This is a genomic window from Curtobacterium sp. NPDC089991 (assembly GCF_044748425.1).
Taxonomy (GTDB): domain Bacteria; phylum Actinomycetota; class Actinomycetes; order Actinomycetales; family Microbacteriaceae; genus Curtobacterium.
On sequence record NZ_JBIVGB010000003.1, the window covers coordinates 125,698 to 141,911 of the forward strand.

Genomic DNA, 16,214 nt, shown 5'->3' on the forward strand with positions numbered 1-16,214 from the left:
GGCCGTGTTCGCCCGTCGCGCACCACGCGGGCGGTGTCGGTGGGGGCCGGTACCATCTCCTGAGTGACGATCTCGGGCATCATCCCTGCGCTCTCGCGCGCCTCCGCGTTCGATCGCGTGCTCCGCGCCGCGCCTCGTGACGCCGACTTCTCGGTCGTCGACGGCCTGCGGGTCCCACTGCTCGGGGCGCTGCTCGCCGAGCGGAACGGGCCGCAGTGCGTGCTCGTCATCACGGCGACGGGGCGTGAAGCCGAAGCGGTCCGCGACGCCCTCGGCAGCTACGTCCCCGACGCCGACGTCCTCGAGTTCCCGGCGTGGGAGACCCTGCCGCACGAACGGCTCAGCCCGAGTGCCCAGACCGTCGGCACCCGCATCGCGACGCTCCGCAGGCTCGCGTCCTGGTCCGCCGCCGCCGCCGACGCCGCCGACCGCCGCACCACCATCGTCGTGGCGAGCGTCCGCGCAGCGCTGCAGCCGATCGCCGCCAACCTGACCTCGCTCGCACCCGTCGTGCTGCGCACCGACTCGCGCGGCAACGACCTGGCCGCCATCGCCGCGAAGCTGGTCGACATGGCCTACGCCCGCGTCGACCTCGTCACGCGGCGCGGTGAGTTCGCGGTGCGCGGCGGCATCCTCGACGTCTTCCCGCCCACCGCGGACCACCCCGTCCGCGTCGACTTCTTCGGCGACGAGATCGAGGCCGTCAAGGCGTTCTCGGTCGCCGACCAGCGCACGACCGAGGACGACCTCGGCTCGGTCGAACTCACGGCCTCGCGCGAACTCCTGCTCAGCGACGACGTCCGGCAGCGGGCGCGCGAGATGCTCCACGAGTTCCCGAACCTGTCCCAGATGCTCGCGAAGATCGCCGAGGGGATCCCGGTCGAGGGCATGGAGTCCCTCGCCCCCGCGCTCGTGCAGGACCTCGTCCCGATGACGTCGTACCTGCCCGAGGACGCCACCATCGCGGTGTTCTCGCCCGAGCGGGTGAACGGTCGCGCGAACAGCCTGGCCGAGACGAACACCGAGTTCCTGCAGGCCGCGTGGAGCGCCGCGGTCGCCGGGGCCCAGGCGCCGATCGACCTCGACGCCGGCAACTTCCTGACGGTGCAGCAGCTCAAGAACACCCGCGGCCAGCGCACCTGGTGGACGGTGTCGCCGTTCGACTCCGGTCTCGACGAAGGCGACACCGCGCGCGTGCTCACCGACGCCGAAGCAGCAGCCGAGGCGGGGGAGTACATCCGCGTCCGTGCCGAGGCAGTACCGAGCTTCGCGGGCAGCGCCGACGGCGCGATCGCGCACGTCAAGGCGCTCACCGATGACGGGTGGGCGGTCGTGGTGACCGCCCAGGGCCAGGGTCTGGTCGAGCGGGCGGTGCAGGTCCTCGCCGACGCCGGGGTCGCAGCCCGTGCCGAAGCCCTGCCCGCGCCTCCCGAACCGGGTGTCGCCATCGTCACGACGGCCACCGTCGAGCACGGCTTCGCCATCCCGGATCCGCGCATCGTCGTGCTCAGCGAAGCGGAGTTCTACGGCCGGAGCGTCCAGCAGGGCGCGCGCACCGTCAAGAAGCTCGCGAGCCGTCGCAAGAACGTGGTCGACCCGCTGCAGCTCAAGCCGGGCGACGTCGTCGTGCACGCGACCCACGGCATCGGCAAGTTCGTGGAACTGGTGAGCCGCGAAGTCAGCTCCGGCGGCCGCAACGCGGTGAAGACGCAGCGCGAGTACCTCGTGCTCGAGTACGCGCCGTCGAAGCGGAACTACCCCGGCGACAAGCTCTTCGTGCCGACCGACCAGCTCGACCAGCTCTCGCGGTACGTCGGTGGCGAGTCCCCGACCCTGTCGAAGATGGGCGGTTCGGACTGGTCCGCCGCCAAGTCGAAGGCCCGCAAGGCCGTCCGCGACATCGCCGTCGACCTGGTGAAGCTGTACTCGGCGCGGATGGCGTCGAAGGGGCACGCGTTCGGCCCGGACACCCCGTGGCAGCGCGAGTTGGAAGAGGCGTTCCCGTTCGCCGAGACGGCCGACCAGCTCACCACGATCGACGAGATCAAGCGGGACATGGAGCGGCCCATCCCGATGGACCGCCTGCTCTCGGGCGACGTCGGCTACGGCAAGACCGAGGTCGCGATCCGCGCCGCGTTCAAGGCGGTGCAGGACGGCAAGCAGGTCGTCATGCTCGTGCCGACGACGTTGCTCGTCCGCCAGCACATGGAGACGTTCCAGGAGCGCTTCGCCGGGTTCCCCGTGCACCTGCGCGCCCTGAGCCGGTTCCAGTCCGAGAAGGAGTCGAAGGAGACCATCGCCGGGCTTGCCGACGGCACCGTCGACATCGTCATCGCGACCCACCGGATCCTGTCGCAGGGCATCACCTTCAAGGACGTCGGGCTCGTCATCATCGACGAGGAGCAGCGGTTCGGCGTCGAGCACAAGGACCAGCTGAAGAAGTTCAAGACGAACGTCGACGTCCTGGCGATGTCGGCGACCCCGATCCCGCGGTCACTCGAGATGGCGGTCACCGGGATCCGCGAGATGTCGACCCTCGCGACCCCACCCGAGGACCGCCACCCCATCCTGACCTTCGTCGGGCCGCAGTCCGACCTGCAGGTGGCCGCCGCGATCCGCCGCGAGCTCCTGCGCGAGGGCCAGGTGTTCTACGTGCACAACCGCGTGCGGGACATCCAGGGCGTCGCCGCGCACCTGGCCGAGATCGTGCCGGACGCCCGCATCGCCGTGGCACACGGGCAGATGTCCGAGAGCACCCTCGAGCAGGTCATGGTCGACTTCTGGGAGCGCCGGTTCGACGTCCTCGTGTCGACGACGATCATCGAGACCGGCCTCGACATCGCGAACGCGAACACGCTCATCATCGACAAGGCCGACAAGTACGGGCTGTCGCAGCTCCACCAGCTGCGCGGTCGTGTCGGCCGAGGGCGCGAGCGCGGGTACGCGTACTTCCTGTACGACTCCGAGAAGCCCCTGTCCGAGACCGCACAGGACCGCCTCGAGACCATCGCGGCGAACAACGAGCTCGGCGCGGGCATGCAGGTCGCCATGAAGGACCTCGAGATCCGCGGCGCCGGCAACCTGCTCGGCGGCGAGCAGTCCGGGCACATCGCGGGCGTCGGGTTCGACCTGTACCTCCGGATGATCGGCGAGGCCGTCTCGCAGTTCCGCGGTGACGTGGCCGAGGGGCAGACCGAGCTGCGGCTCGAGATCCCGGTGGACGCGCACATCCCCGAGGACTACGTCGAGTCCGAGCGGCTCCGGCTCGAGGCGTACCAGAAGCTGTCAGCGGCCTCGGCTCCGACGGCCCAGCGGGACGCCATCGACATGGTGCTCGACGAGCTCACCGACCGCTACGGGCAGCCGCCGCAGGCCGTGCAGACGCTGGTCGAGGTCTCCCGCCTGCGTCGGATGGCGCAGCAGGTCGGCCTGTCCGACGTGGTGGTCATGGGGTCGAACCTGCGCGTGGCGGGCAAGGAGCTCGCCGACTCGTCGCAGGTGCGGCTCAAGCGGATGTTCCCGGGCGCGAAGTGGTTCCCGCAGCAGAACGCGGCGAGCATCCCGATGCCGCGGCCGCACGACCAGGCGCTGCCGGACGACGCCCTGATCCAGTGGGTCGAGAGCATCCTCACCGCCGTGTACGGCGCGACGACGCCGGCGGAGGCGCCGGCCGCGTAAGGAGCGCAGTGGTCGCGAGCGGCGACGGACGGGAGGCACGGTGCGGGCTGGCACCGTGCCTCCCGTCCGCTCGTGGGCGCGTCCACCGCGCACACGCTGTTCGCGACGATCCACGCGTCGGTCGACGCGTGGATCGTCGCAAAGGTGGTGCGCGCCCGCGCCGGCCCGCGCCCGCTACTCGGTCGCCTCGGCCTCGGACAGCTCGCGCCGCCCGCGGTACGCCCGCGCCCGCAGCGTGACCACGACCGCCGACGCGACGATGGCGATGCCCGAGCCGACGAGCACGGCGAGCACGCCCTCGTCGAGGATCTCCTCGTTCCGGGCGAACGCGAGCTCGTTCATGAGCAGCGAGACCGTGAAGCCGATCCCGCCGAGCACCCCGACGGTGATGATCGAGAAGAACGACAACGACGACCGCCCCGGTGAGCGGAAGATCCGCGTGGCGACCGCGCCGAACAGCGTGATCCCGATGACCTTGCCGACCGGCAGCGCGATGACGACCGCCCAGAACGTGGGGGAGAGCTCGCCGATGCCGACGGCGGGGATGACCACCGCGGCCGACGCGAACGCGAACACCGGCAACACGATGGCGTTCGACCACGGCTCGACGTTCTCGTGCAGGGTGTGGCCCGGACGCCGGGGGAGCACGAGCCCGAGCGCGACGCCGGCGATCGTGGCGTGCACGCCGGAGTGGTAGACGAGCCACCACGTCAGGAGCCCGACCACGACCATCGCCACGATGAGCAGCGTCTGCCCGCTGCGCCCCGGACGGAGCATCCGGCCGAGCAGCCAGAACGCCGCGAGCGTGACGACGGCACCGGCGAGGGCCAGGAAGTCGGTGTCGTGCGCGAACACGACGGCGATGATGATGATCGCGATGAGGTCGTCGAGCACCGCGAGTGCGAGCAGGAACACCCGGATGCCGCTCGGTAGCCCGCGACCGAACATCGCCAGGACACCGAGGGCGAACGCGATGTCGGTCGCCGTCGGGATCGGCCAGCCGTGCGTGTACTGCGTGCCAGCGGTGACGAGCAGGAAGATGCCCGCCGGCACGAGCACGCCGCCGACCGCCGCGATGGCGGGGATGATCGCGGTCTTGGGGTTCGACAGCTCACCGTCGACGAGCTCCTGCTTCAGCTCGATCGCGACGAGCAGGAAGAACACCGCCAGCAGGCCGTCGCTGATCCAGTGCGCGATCGACAGGTCGAGGCCGACGGCACCGAGCGGTAGGTGCGCGTCGAGCAGCCGTTCGAGGCCGGGGCCGACCGGAGAGTTCGCGACGACCAGGCCGAGCACGGCGGCGGTCAGGAGCGCGATGGCACTGAAGCGGGGGGAGCGGACGAGGGACGACATGGATCTCCGTCTCGAGGGGTCGGGTGGTAGTCCGTCGACCAGACTTCCCGACACACCACGACCAGCATACGTGGGTGAGACGATGGCGCGATGACCGCCGTACCGGACCTCGTGACCGTCGTCGACCGCCTGCTCGCCGAGGACGGGGGCTGCGTCTGGAACCGGGCGCAGACCCACGCCACGCTCGCGCGCTACGCGGTCGAGGAGTCCTACGAACTCGTCGACGCCATCGACGACGGCGACCCGGACGACGTCCGCGAGGAGCTCGGCGACGTCCTGTACCAAGTCGTCCTGCACGCCGGGATCGCCGAACGCGCGGGGGAGTTCACCCTGGAGGACGTCGCCGCCGGGGTCCGCGACAAGATGGTCCGTCGACACCCGCATGTGTTCGGCGACGAGACCGCGGACACCGTCGACGACGTGGTCCGGGTGTGGCGCGCGGCGAAGGCGGCGGAGAAGTCGGCCCGGACGAGCGCCCTCGACGGCGTCCCGCGTGCGATGCCGCCACTGGAGCGGGCCGTCAAGCTGCTGGAGCGCCTGGACGAGCACGGTGCGGCCGACACTGCCGTCGCGTCGGTCGTGGCCGCCGCGCCCGTCGCGCCCGTCGAGTCCGTCGAGTCCGTCGCGTCCGCCGCGTTCGGCTCGGTCGCTGACCGGGAGGCCGGCGGCACGTCCGCCACGTCGGCTGCGGCACCCGGAGCGGGGACCGCTCGGGCATCGGTCGGGTCGCCGGCACCGGCCGACGGTGCGGGGGCGGTGGACCCGGCGTGGGGGATCGCGATGCTCGAGGAGGTCGCCGGAGCGGTGCGGGACGGGATCGACCCGGTCGCGAGTCTCCGCGTGGCGGTCGCTGCGCTCGAGGAAGCCGGCCGCGCCGCGGAGTGAGTGCGCGGGGAGCCGCAGGGTGTGTGCGCGGGCAAAGAGAAGGGCGCCCTCCTAACCCGAAAAAGGAGGGCGCCCGTGAGCGGGTGGGCACACCCCCAGGGAGAGGTGTGCACGCAGAACCCGCTCGGGTCGCGGGGCACACTGCAGCACGGTGCCCACGCGATCGGTCCGGAGAGTGGATCAGGCACGCTCCGAACCGAGGTACTGAATGCAGTATGCCAGTAGGACGCATGCCGCGCAACTCGTCGATGCGCATCTGCCAGACTTGACGCCATGGCGACGACCGTGACGGCACCCCGTGGCATGCGCGACTTCCTCCCGGCGGACAAGGCCCGACGCGAGCACGTGCTCGGTGTCGTCCGTGACGTCTACTCGCGGCACGGGTTCGACGAGATCGAGACCCCCGTGGTCGAGGACGCCGCGCGGCTGCACTCCGGGCTCGGCGGCGACAACGAGAAGCTGGCGTTCGCGGTCATGAAGCGCGGGCTCAGCACCGAGGACCTGCAGGCTGCCCAGGCGCCGCTCGACCTCGCTGACCTCGGGCTCCGGTTCGACCTGACCGTGCCGCTCGCCCGGTTCTACGCCTCGCACCGCGCCGAGCTGCCCTCGGTGTTCCGATCGGTGCAGATCGCGCCGGTCTGGCGCGCCGAGCGTCCACAGAAGGGGCGCTACCGCCAGTTCGTGCAGTGCGACATCGACATCCTGGGGGAGCCCGGGCAGCTGGCCGAGATCGAGCTCATCCGCGCCACGACCGCCGCGCTCGACGCGCTCGGGGTGACCGGCACCACGATCCGCATCAACGACCGGCGGATCCTGCTGACCCTGCTGGCGTCGTGGGGCATCGCGGACCCCGCTGCCGCCGACCGCGCACTCATCACGGTCGACAAGCTCGACAAGATCGGCCCGGACGGCGTCGCCGCCGAGCTCCGCAGCACCGTCGGACAGGAGCTGCCGGGGCTCGAGGACACCATCCGTTCGCTCGAGGCCGCGGACTGGACCTCGGTCGAGGGGGCTGCGTGGCTCGACGCCGAGGCGTTCGCCGACCTGCTGCGCCTGCGGGAAGCGCTGCCCGGCGTCGACCTGCGCTTCGACCCGACGCTCGTGCGCGGCATGGGCTACTACACCGGCACGATCTTCGAGGTCGCGCACCCCGACTTCGGCTACAGCCTGGGCGGCGGCGGTCGGTACGACGGCATGATCGGTCGGTTCCTCGGGCAGGACGTCCCCGCGGTCGGCTTCTCGCTGGGCTTCGAGCGCCTGGTCGACCTCGTGACACTCCCGGAGTCCGCCGAGTCGGACGCCGTGGTGCTCGTCTACGACAAGGACGTCGACCCGGTCCGGCTCGCGGCCCTCAAGACCGAGGCGCTCGCATCGCACCGGCGCGTGCGGCTCGAACGGCGCACCAAGAACACGAAGAACCTGCTCGCCGGTCTGGCCGCGCAGGGGTTCTCCGCCTTCGCGACCGTCGGCGCCGACACGACGTCGCTCGAGGGTGTGGAGTTCCGCCCGCTCGACTGAGTTGTCCACACCGGGCGTCACGGTCGACGTCGTGTTCACCTCGGCTCGCTAGGATCGGTCCCGCAAACACCACAACCAATGTGTAGGGAGTACCCCGTGGCCCTGATCGATGCCGTAGGCGCACGCGAAGTCCTCGATTCCCGAGGCAACCCGACGGTCGAGGTCGAGGTCCTCCTCGACGACGGCGTCGTGTCCCGCGCGCTCGTCCCCTCCGGTGCCTCCACCGGCGCGTTCGAGGCGTACGAACTCCGCGACGGCGATGCCTCGCGCTACGGCGGCAAGGGCGTGCTCAAGGCCGTCGACGCCGTCCTCGACGAGATCGGCCCGGCGCTCGAGGGCTTCGACGCCACCGACCAGCGCCTCGTCGACGCCGCGCTCATCGAGCTCGACGGAACCGAGAACAAGTCCCGTCTCGGCGCGAACTCGATCCTCGGTGCCTCGCTCGCCGTGGCCCGTGCCGCTGCCGACTCGGCTGACCTGCCGCTGTTCCGCTACCTCGGCGGCCCGAACGCGCACACGCTGCCCGTTCCGCTGATGAACGTCGTCAACGGCGGTGCCCACGCGGACACCAACGTCGACATCCAGGAGTTCTTCCTCGTGCCGTACGGCGCCGAGTCGTTCTCCGAGGCGCTCCGTTGGGGCGTCGAGACCTACCACGCCCTCAAGGGCGAGCTGAAGAAGCAGGGCCTCGCGACCGGCCTCGGCGACGAGGGCGGCTTCGCGCCGGAGCTCGCGTCGAACCGTGCGGCGCTCGACTTCCTGCTGACCGCGATCGAGAAGGCCGGCTACACCCCGGGCAAGGACATCGCCGTCGGCCTCGACGTCGCGTCCACCGAGTTCTTCCACGACGGCAAGTACTCGTTCGAGGGCAAGCAGCTCTCGAGCCAGGAGTTCACCGCGTACTTCGCCGACCTCGTCGCGAACTACCCGCTCGTCACGATCGAGGACCCGCTGGCCGAGGACGACTGGGAAGGCTGGTCGCACCTGACCGCCGAGCTCGGCGACAAGGTCCAGATCGTCGGCGACGACCTGTTCGTCACCAACCCGAAGCGTCTGCAGCGGGGCATCGACGAGAAGGCCGCGAACTCGATCCTGGTGAAGGTCAACCAGATCGGCACGCTCACCGAGACCCTCGACGCGGTCTCGCTCGCGCACCGTCACGGCCTCACCTCGATCCTGTCGCACCGCTCCGGCGAGACCGAGGACACCACGATCGCGGACATCGCGGTCGCGGTCGACGGTGGTCAGATCAAGACCGGTGCACCGGCTCGTTCGGACCGCGTCGCGAAGTACAACCAGCTGCTCCGCATCGAGGAAGAGCTCGGCGACGCCGCGGTGTACGCCGGTCGCTCGGCCTTCCCGCGCGCCGCTGCCCTGTAACCACCCGGGCCAGTAGCACCAGCACCACCGAGACGCCGTCCTCCTCCGGGAGGACGGCGTCTCGTCGTGTGCGGACCTCGATCGCGTCCCTCCGTGCCGGGGTCAGGACCTGCCGCGCGCGCTGCGTCGAGTGGTCACGAGTCGTCGGCTGGCCCGGGCTTGGCCGACAGGACGTGGCCGCCGGACGCACGCCGGGCGGTGTGTCGTGACCACTCCCGGCACGGGCCGGACGGTGCGGACCGGAGCCGCGCCTCCCGGCAGCATCGATCGGACGACGCGAGTCGCTGAGAGGCCACCGAACGGCCGCGTGCCGGGCGCTCCCACCGCGTCGGTCGGGTTATCGTCGGGACGTGCCCAGCCAGAAGCCCCGCGTCCGCCGCGTCCCCGTGGCGATGCCCGACGGCAGCACGTCGGCGCAGCCCTGGTACCGCTCGATCCACTTCTCCGGGTTCAGCCTGCTGATGCTCGCGATTATCGTGCTCTTCGTCGTGGTGCTCGCCCCGTCGCTCCGCACGCTCATCCAGCAGCAGGAGCAGATCGCCCAGCAGCAGCGTGAGGTCGCGAGCCAGAAGGCCGACGTCACGCAGAAGAAGAAGGACGTCGCCCGCTGGGACGACCCCGCGTACATCGAGGCGCAGGCGCGCGACCGCCTGCTCTACGTGTACCCGGGCGAGGAGAGCTACCTCGTGATGGGCGCCGAGGACCGGAAGGCCGAGACCACGCCGACGACGGACTCCGGCACGCCCGTCAGCACGAAGGTCCAGACGCCGAAGGTGGACTGGGTGCAGGCGATGCTGTCCTCCGTGCTGCAGTCGGGGCTCACCGACGAGACCGCCGCCGACCTCGTGGCCCCGGACGTCTCGGGCACCGGCGAGAGCAAGTAGCTCCGAGCCGGACCCGTCCGGCACGACGGTGCGCGGGGTACCGGGTCTCCGGTAGGCTCACGTTCCCGTGACGACCCCTCCCTTCGACCCGCCCTCCGACCGCGACGTCCAGGTCGTGTCGGCGCAGCTCGGCCGACCGGCACGCGACGTCATCGGGATCGCGGCACGGTGCGTCTGTGGCAACCCCACGGTCGTCTCCACGAAGCCCCGACTGTCGAACGGCACCCCGTTCCCGACGTTCTACTACCTGTGCCACCCCGCGGCCACCGCCGCGGTCAGCACCCTCGAGGCCAACCAGGTGATGCCGGAGCTGGCAGCACTGCTCGAGGACGACACCACCGCGGCCGCGTACCTCGCGGCCCACGAGTCCTACCTGGCCGATCGCGAGTCGATCGAGCACGTCGACGAGATCGTCGGCATCAGCGCCGGTGGCATGCCCACCCGTGTGAAGTGCCTGCACGCCCTCGTCGGTCACGCCCTCGCCGCCGGACCCGGCGTCAACCCCATCGGTGACCTCGCGCTCGAGCGCGCGGACTGGTCGCCCTCCCGGTGTGAGTGCCGGGCGTATGATGACGGTGCAGACGCTGGAGTCGGGGCGGGTGGCGGCGAAGTCTGACTCGACTCCGAAACCCCCATCCAAGGAGATCATCCCCCGTGCCCAAGATCCTCGTCGTCGGCGGCGGTTACGCCGGTTTCTACACCGCATGGAAGCTCGAGAAGCACCTTCGCCAGGGCGAAGCCGAGGTCGTCATGGTGGACCCGCTGCCGTACATGACGTACCAGCCGTTCCTGCCCGAGGTCGCTGCCGGTTCGATCGAGCCGCGTCACGCGGTCGTCTCGCACCGCCGCCACCTCAAGAACACCCGCGTCGTCACCGCGAAGGTCACCAAGGTCGACCACGCGACGAAGACCGCCACGATCACGCCGACCGAGGGCGAGGCGTGGGAGGAGTCCTACGACCAGATCGTCATGACCGCCGGCGCGGTGTCTCGCACGTTCCCGATCCCGGGTGTTGCGGACGAGGCCATCGGCCTCAAGACGATCGAGGAAGCCGCGGCGATCCGCGACAAGATCCTCACGAACTTCCACAAGGCGGCGAACCTGCCGGCCGGTCCCGAGCGTGACCGCCTGCTGACCGTCGTCGTCGTCGGTGGTGGCTTCGCCGGCATCGAGGTGTTCGCCGAGCTCCGCTCCTTCGTCACCGACCTGCTGAAGAGCTACCCGCAGCTCTCCTTCGACGAGACGCGCTTCCACCTGGTCGAGGCGATGGGCCGCATCATGCCCGAGGTCTCGCTCGAGACCTCGCACTGGGTGCTCAAGAACCTGGCGCAGCGCGGTGCGAACGTGCACCTCGAGACCCAGCTGGCCTCGGCCGTCGGTGGCGTCTGCGAGCTCAAGACGAGCGACGGCGCGATCGAGAAGATCGAGTCCGACCTCATCATCTGGACCGCCGGTGTCATGGCGAACCCGATGGTCAAGGGCACCGACTTCCCGCTCGAGCAGCGCGGTCGCATCCGCGTGCAGCCCGACCTGCGCGTCGTCGACGACAACGGCGTGATCGCGGACGCATGGGCCTGTGGCGACGTCGCAGCCGTGCCGGACCTCACCGGTGGTGGCGTCGGCGGCTTCTGCGTGCCGAACGCCCAGCACGCCGTCCGTCAGGCGAAGCAGCTCGCGAAGAACCTGGTCGCGACCATCCGTGGCGAGGCGACGACCGACTACAAGCACGAGAACCTCGGCGCCGTCGCGGGCCTCGGTCTCGGCATCGGCGTGTTCCAGTCCGGCAAGTTCGCCATGAAGGGCTTCCTGGCGTGGGGCGCGCACCGCGGCTACCACGGCATGGCGATGCCGTCGTGGGAGCGCAAGTGGCGCGTCATCGGCGACTGGGTCGGTGGCTTCTTCCTGGGCCGCGACATCGCGTCGCTCGACGACCGTGAGACCCCGCGCGCTGCGTTCGAGGCCTTCGCGTCCCGTCCGAAGCCCGCGGCCGAGGCCCCGGCAGCTCCGGCCGCCGCTCCGGCTCCGGAAGAGGGCAAGCCCGCCGGTGCCGCCGGCCCGGCGTACGGCGAGCCCGCCAAGGACGTCTCGAACGAGGCCGAGCCCGTGAAGGCCCCGGCCGACGCCAAGTAGTCCCAGCAGCAGCCCACGAGAGGCGGTCACCCTTCGGGGTGGCCGCCTCTCGCGCATCGGTAGGCTGTTGCGGCCCGCCCCCGTGGCCCAATCGGTAGAGGCATGCGACTTAAAATCGCCGAGTTGTGGGTTCGAGTCCCACCGGGGGTACCAGTGTGCGTTCCGCGAAAGCGACAGTCTGCCGTCAACCGCTCGCGGCACACCGTCGCCTTGGCGGGCAAGACGGCGCGACCGCGGGTGCATCTGTCGCTTCGGCGGGTGTGAACCGACCCCAGCCCGGCCGGGAGGCCCGTAGCGCGCCCGCACCGCGCCTCCCGTCCGTCACACGCGTGCGTCCCGCGAAAGCGACGTCGTGCCGTCAACCGTTCGCGGCACACTGTCGCTTTCGCGGGCAGGACGGCGCGTCCGTGCGGACAGCTGTCGCTTTGCCAAGCGCGAACCAGGTCCGCGCACGAACATGTCCGGCCGAGTACAACTTAGGGTTGCCTAACCTAACTCCCGTCTCTATGCTCAGGGAGTTAGGTAAGGCTACCCAAACCTGGAGACCACCCGAATGCACCTGTCCTCTCCTCGCGCCCGGCGTCTGGCCGCCGGCGCGACCGCCGTCGCCCTCGGCGCGACGATCGCCGCGGCCGCCGCGCTCGGCGCTGCCCCCGCGAACGCCGCCTCCGCCGACGTCACCGACGCGTCGCTGTCCTGGAGCCTCAGCAACGAGGCCAACGCCGGCGCCTACTTCGGCGGCTGCAACTTCCTGTCCGCCGGGGTCGCCGGCAACTCGGGTGCCTCGGCTCCGTGGACCGCGACCAACCCGTCGCCCGGCTACGCCGCTTCGGCCGGCAACGTCTCGATCGCCTACCCGAAGGCCGCGGGCGGTACCTCGACCCCGACCTTCGCCACGAAGTGCCAGACCGGCGACGGCACCACGGTCCGCCCGGGCACCACGACCGCCGGCGTCCTGACGCTCGCCGCGGGGACGGGTACCGTGGACGCCGCAGCCGGCACCGCGGACATCGCGTGGGACGGCGGCTTCACGGTCGCGTTCTACGGTGGCCTGACCTACTGGTCCGCCGAGGACCCGGAACTGCACGTCGCAGCGGACGGCACGGGTGAGCTCACCGCGACGGCGTCGGGCTACGCCGCCTCGCGGGACGGCGGCAGCTGGGCGCCGCTCACCCCGCGCACCGTGCACCTCGCCACCCTCACCGATGTCGACGTCACGAGCTCGGGCATCACCGTGAGCCCGGACTGGCAGGGCGTCGAGCCCGCCTCGGCGACGAGCCTGAACAAGACGAACGCCGACTGGGGTTCGTGGCCGGCTGACTTCGTCGACTTCCAGAACGAGACCGGTCAGAGCTCGTACTGGTACACGTCCGGCGCGAACGACGCCGCGGCCAAGAAGCCGCAGCCGATCTCGATCGCCTACACGGCGGCCGAGGCACCCACACCCGAGCCGACCGAGCCCGGCACGCCGGAGCCGACGACCGAGCCGAGCGAGCCCGGCACGCCGGAGCCGACGACCGAGCCGAGCGAGCCGGGCACGCCGGAGCCGACGACCGAGCCGAGCGAGCCGGGCACCCCGGAGCCCACGACCGGCCCGACCACCGGCCCGACCACCGGCCCGACCACGGAGCCCACCACCGCGCCGACCACCCCGGCCCCGTCGATCAGCACCGGTGGCACCACCACCTTCACGGTCGGCGACTCGGTGCCGCTGCGCGCCGAGGGCCTGCCGGCAGCGTCGGAGTACTCAATCGTCCTGCACAGCGACCCTGTCGTCCTCGGCACCGTGACCACGGACGCCGACGGGGCCTTCGCGACCTCGGTCGTGATCCCCACGGGAACCCCGGCCGGAGCGCACACCGTCGCGGTGGAGTCCTCGGACGGCACCGCCGTGGTCTCGCTCGCCATCACGGTCACCGCGGACGGCACCGTCGTCGTCGACCCGATCGACACCACCACGGCCGTCACCACCGGCGCAGCCGTGAACACCGGAGGCACCGTCTCCGGCACCTCGGCCCTGCCGTGGATCGGGCTGTCGGCCGTCGGCGTCGTCGCCCTCGGCTCGGTCGCGTTCATCGCGTACCGCCGCCGCGTCACCCAGCAGGACTGACGCACCGGGATCCGCGGGGCGGTCGACCCCGCCACGCGGATCCCGGCACGCAGGTGTCGGAGGGGAGGCGCGCCTCCCGTCCGACACGTCCGTCACCACCCCGGAACGGAAGATGACCGCCCCACCCACCCGACCGCGCACCGCGCTGCTCTGGACGATCGCCGTGCTCGCCGCGGCGACCCTCGTCGTCGGCGTGGTCGGTGTGGTCACGGCGACCACCGGAGCGGCCTCGCCGACGGCGATCACCGGCACGTCGCTCGACGGCAAGCAGGTCACGCTCGACCCGGGCGAGTCGGGGACGGCGGCGTCTGCGTCGAACGCCGTCGCCGACACCGGCGTCCAGCTCGTGGTGCCGACGGTCGGGCTCGACGTGCCGCTCGGCGAACTGGACGCCGTCGACGGGCAGATCACGCCGCCGGGGTTCAGCGAGGCCTACCGGGTCCGCAACCTGGGGGTCCCGCTGGCGGACCGCGCGGACGGCACCGTGTTCGTCGTCATGCACTCGCTGCGGAACGGTGCGATCGGCCCGGGCAACCTGCTCATCGACGTCGACGGGCAACGCTCCGAGGTCGCGGTCGGCAGCAGCGTCCGGATCGGCGACGCGCGGTGGACGGTGACCGGTTCCGAGCGGATCACGAAGGCGACCGTGGCCGCCGATGCCGACGTCTGGGCGGACGAGCCCGGCCGGCTCCTGCTCATCACGTGCCTGCAGCGGCCGGACGGTTCCGCCTCGGTCGACAACGTGGTCATCGAGGCCACGCTCGATCGCTAACATCGCCTGCGTGGTCGGACTCGGAAGCGCACTCGCGAACCTGCAGAACGCCCTCCGTCGGCCCGAGGCCCACGTCGAGGTCGTCGACGGCGAGACCGTCCCCGTCGGCATGCTCCTCGGCACACTCGGTGCGCTGCTGCTCGACGCGGGCAGCTCCGTCACCGACGTCCGCTCGGCGCTCGAGAAGGCCCGCGACGCCGCCGGGGTCGGTCCGACCCTGGCGATCGGGGTGCTGCCGGCGCTCGTGATGGTGAGCGAGGTCTCGACCGGTGCGGCGACGATCGTGAACGCCGAGGGCGTCGAGCTGTCGTCGCGACAGGCTGCACGAGCGAACCGGGTCGTGCTCGGGTTGGAGAGCGGGTCGATCGCCCTCGCCGAGATCCCCGCGCGGGTCCGGGCCATCCGTGCCGGCACCGTCCCGCCGCCCGCACTGCCGTGGATCCTCGGCAACGCGCTGACCTCCGCCGGGCTCGCCGTCGTGTTCCGGTGCCCGTGGTGGGCGATCCTGCTCGCGCTCCTGGTCGGTGCGCTCGTCGGGGTCATCGGACTGCTGCTCCGGCGCTTCCGCGAGGCCGTCGCGATCATCCCGTTCCTTGCCGCTTTCGTGTCGACGGCCATCGTCGGACTCGTCGCCGCGGGTGCCGGGTTCGAGCAGGTCCCGCTGTTCGCCGTGTGCGCCCCGGTGGCGGTGTTCGTCCCCGGTGCCCTCATAACCAACGCCCTGCTCGAACTGACCGCCGCGGACATCGTGACCGGGTCCTCGCGGCTGGTCCAGGGGCTCATCATGCTCGGCTTCATGGCGGCCGGCATCGCCTCGGGCAGTGCGCTGACCGGGTTGCACGTCGACCCGTCCTCGGCGGCACTCGTCGGCGAGGTCGCCGGCGTCGGCACGGACCTGGCCGGGTGGGAGTCCGTGCCGTCCTACTGGGTGTCGTGGGTCGCAGTGGTGGTCCTGGCGGTCGGCCTCGGCCTGGTGTTCCGCTCGGGCTGGCGGCTGACGCTCGTGTCGGTGGCGGTCATGGTCACCGCCTACGCGCTGGTGAGCGGGACGACGCCGGTGTGGGGGAGCGTCGTCGCGACCGGGGCGACGGCGGCGCTGTTGTTCGTCGCGACGCGGTTGCTCGAGCGGCTCGTGCCGGCGATCCCGGCGACGGTGTCGTTCTTCCCGGCGTTCCTGCTGCTCGTCCCCGGGACCGTCGGGCTGGTGGCGGTGGCCACGTTCGACCCCGAGTCCCTCGCGACGCCCCTGGCGACCTTCGTCAGCCTGTGCATCGGGACGAAGATCGGTGGGTTGCTGCCGGGTCTGTTCGCCCGGAACGCGCCGAGCCACACGTAGCGCCGGCCCGGGTGGCCCCGCGCCGCCCGGGGCCACGTGGGCGTACCTGGCGGGATCGGGCGTACCTGGTCGGAAGTTTCGACCAGGTACGCCCGATCCGGCAAAGCACCGCACGCGGCATGGGAAGGAACGCACGCAGGCACGGCCGTGGACGCGACCGGCTGACGT

Annotated in this window: 11 protein-coding genes and 1 tRNA gene; 11 read left to right on the forward strand and 1 reads right to left on the reverse strand. The window is 71.3% G+C overall.

What is annotated here, in order from left to right; genetic code table 11:
• Positions 1-63 precede the first annotated feature (63 nt).
• Positions 64-3,678 carry a transcription-repair coupling factor gene (gene mfd / locus ACIPV1_RS09950; protein WP_402726286.1) on the forward strand — a complete coding sequence of 1,205 codons (3,615 nt, stop codon included), beginning with the start codon at positions 64-66 and terminating at the stop codon, positions 3,676-3,678.
• 174 nt (positions 3,679-3,852) lie between these two features.
• Here mfd and nhaA read toward each other — a convergent pair whose 3' ends face one another.
• On the reverse strand, positions 3,853-5,031 hold the full coding sequence (nhaA, locus tag ACIPV1_RS09955; protein WP_402726287.1) for a Na+/H+ antiporter NhaA: 1,179 nt from the start codon (positions 5,029-5,031) through the stop codon (positions 3,853-3,855).
• 90 nt (positions 5,032-5,121) lie between these two features.
• Between nhaA and ACIPV1_RS09960 the strand changes: the two genes are divergently transcribed.
• The 10 genes from ACIPV1_RS09960 to ACIPV1_RS10005 all read left to right on the forward strand — a co-directional run bounded on the left by ACIPV1_RS09960 (position 5,122) and on the right by ACIPV1_RS10005 (position 16,046).
• Positions 5,122-5,916 (forward strand): MazG family protein, encoded by a 795-nt coding sequence (locus ACIPV1_RS09960; protein ID WP_402726288.1) that lies wholly within the window; start codon positions 5,122-5,124, stop codon positions 5,914-5,916.
• Positions 5,917-6,189: 273 nt separating this feature from the next.
• Positions 6,190-7,434 (forward strand): histidine--tRNA ligase, encoded by a 1,245-nt coding sequence (hisS, locus tag ACIPV1_RS09965; RefSeq protein ID WP_123939044.1) that lies wholly within the window; start codon positions 6,190-6,192, stop codon positions 7,432-7,434.
• 96 nt (positions 7,435-7,530) lie between these two features.
• Positions 7,531-8,814, forward strand: coding sequence for a phosphopyruvate hydratase (gene eno, locus ACIPV1_RS09970; RefSeq protein WP_111084825.1), 1,284 nt, complete (start codon positions 7,531-7,533; stop codon positions 8,812-8,814).
• A 350-nt stretch (positions 8,815-9,164) separates the two neighbouring features.
• Positions 9,165-9,698 carry a septum formation initiator family protein gene (locus tag ACIPV1_RS09975; RefSeq protein ID WP_111084824.1) on the forward strand — a complete coding sequence of 178 codons (534 nt, stop codon included), beginning with the start codon at positions 9,165-9,167 and terminating at the stop codon, positions 9,696-9,698.
• Between the two features lie 67 nt (positions 9,699-9,765).
• Positions 9,766-10,314: a DUF501 domain-containing protein gene (locus ACIPV1_RS09980; RefSeq protein WP_111084823.1), complete on the forward strand. Its 549-nt coding sequence runs from the start codon at positions 9,766-9,768 to the stop codon at positions 10,312-10,314.
• Between the two features lie 38 nt (positions 10,315-10,352).
• Positions 10,353-11,828, forward strand: a complete 1,476-nt coding sequence (locus tag ACIPV1_RS09985; RefSeq protein WP_123294735.1) for an NAD(P)/FAD-dependent oxidoreductase — start codon at positions 10,353-10,355, stop codon at positions 11,826-11,828.
• 76 nt (positions 11,829-11,904) lie between these two features.
• Positions 11,905-11,981, forward strand: a tRNA-Leu gene (locus ACIPV1_RS09990).
• 400 nt (positions 11,982-12,381) lie between these two features.
• Positions 12,382-13,938 (forward strand): hypothetical protein, encoded by a 1,557-nt coding sequence (locus tag ACIPV1_RS09995; protein WP_402726289.1) that lies wholly within the window; start codon positions 12,382-12,384, stop codon positions 13,936-13,938.
• A gap of 112 nt (positions 13,939-14,050) precedes the next feature.
• Positions 14,051-14,710, forward strand: coding sequence for a class F sortase (locus ACIPV1_RS10000; protein ID WP_402726290.1), 660 nt, complete (start codon positions 14,051-14,053; stop codon positions 14,708-14,710).
• Between the two features lie 10 nt (positions 14,711-14,720).
• A complete protein-coding gene (locus ACIPV1_RS10005) occupies positions 14,721-16,046 on the forward strand; it encodes a threonine/serine exporter family protein (RefSeq protein WP_123294738.1) in 1,326 nt (441 codons plus the stop codon).
• Positions 16,047-16,214: the final 168 nt, after the last annotated feature.

Excerpts from the sequence above, each read along its gene's own strand:
- nhaA (WP_402726287.1), bottom strand. The coding sequence starts at position 5,031 with ATGTCGTCCCTCGTCCGCTCCCCCCGCTTCAGTGCCATCGCGCTCCTG.
- ACIPV1_RS09960 (WP_402726288.1), top strand. The coding sequence starts at position 5,122 with ATGACCGCCGTACCGGACCTCGTGACCGTCGTCGACCGCCTGCTCGCC.
- hisS (WP_123939044.1), top strand. The coding sequence starts at position 6,190 with ATGGCGACGACCGTGACGGCACCCCGTGGCATGCGCGACTTCCTCCCG.
- ACIPV1_RS09995 (WP_402726289.1), top strand. The coding sequence starts at position 12,382 with ATGCACCTGTCCTCTCCTCGCGCCCGGCGTCTGGCCGCCGGCGCGACC.
- ACIPV1_RS10000 (WP_402726290.1), top strand. The coding sequence starts at position 14,051 with ATGACCGCCCCACCCACCCGACCGCGCACCGCGCTGCTCTGGACGATC.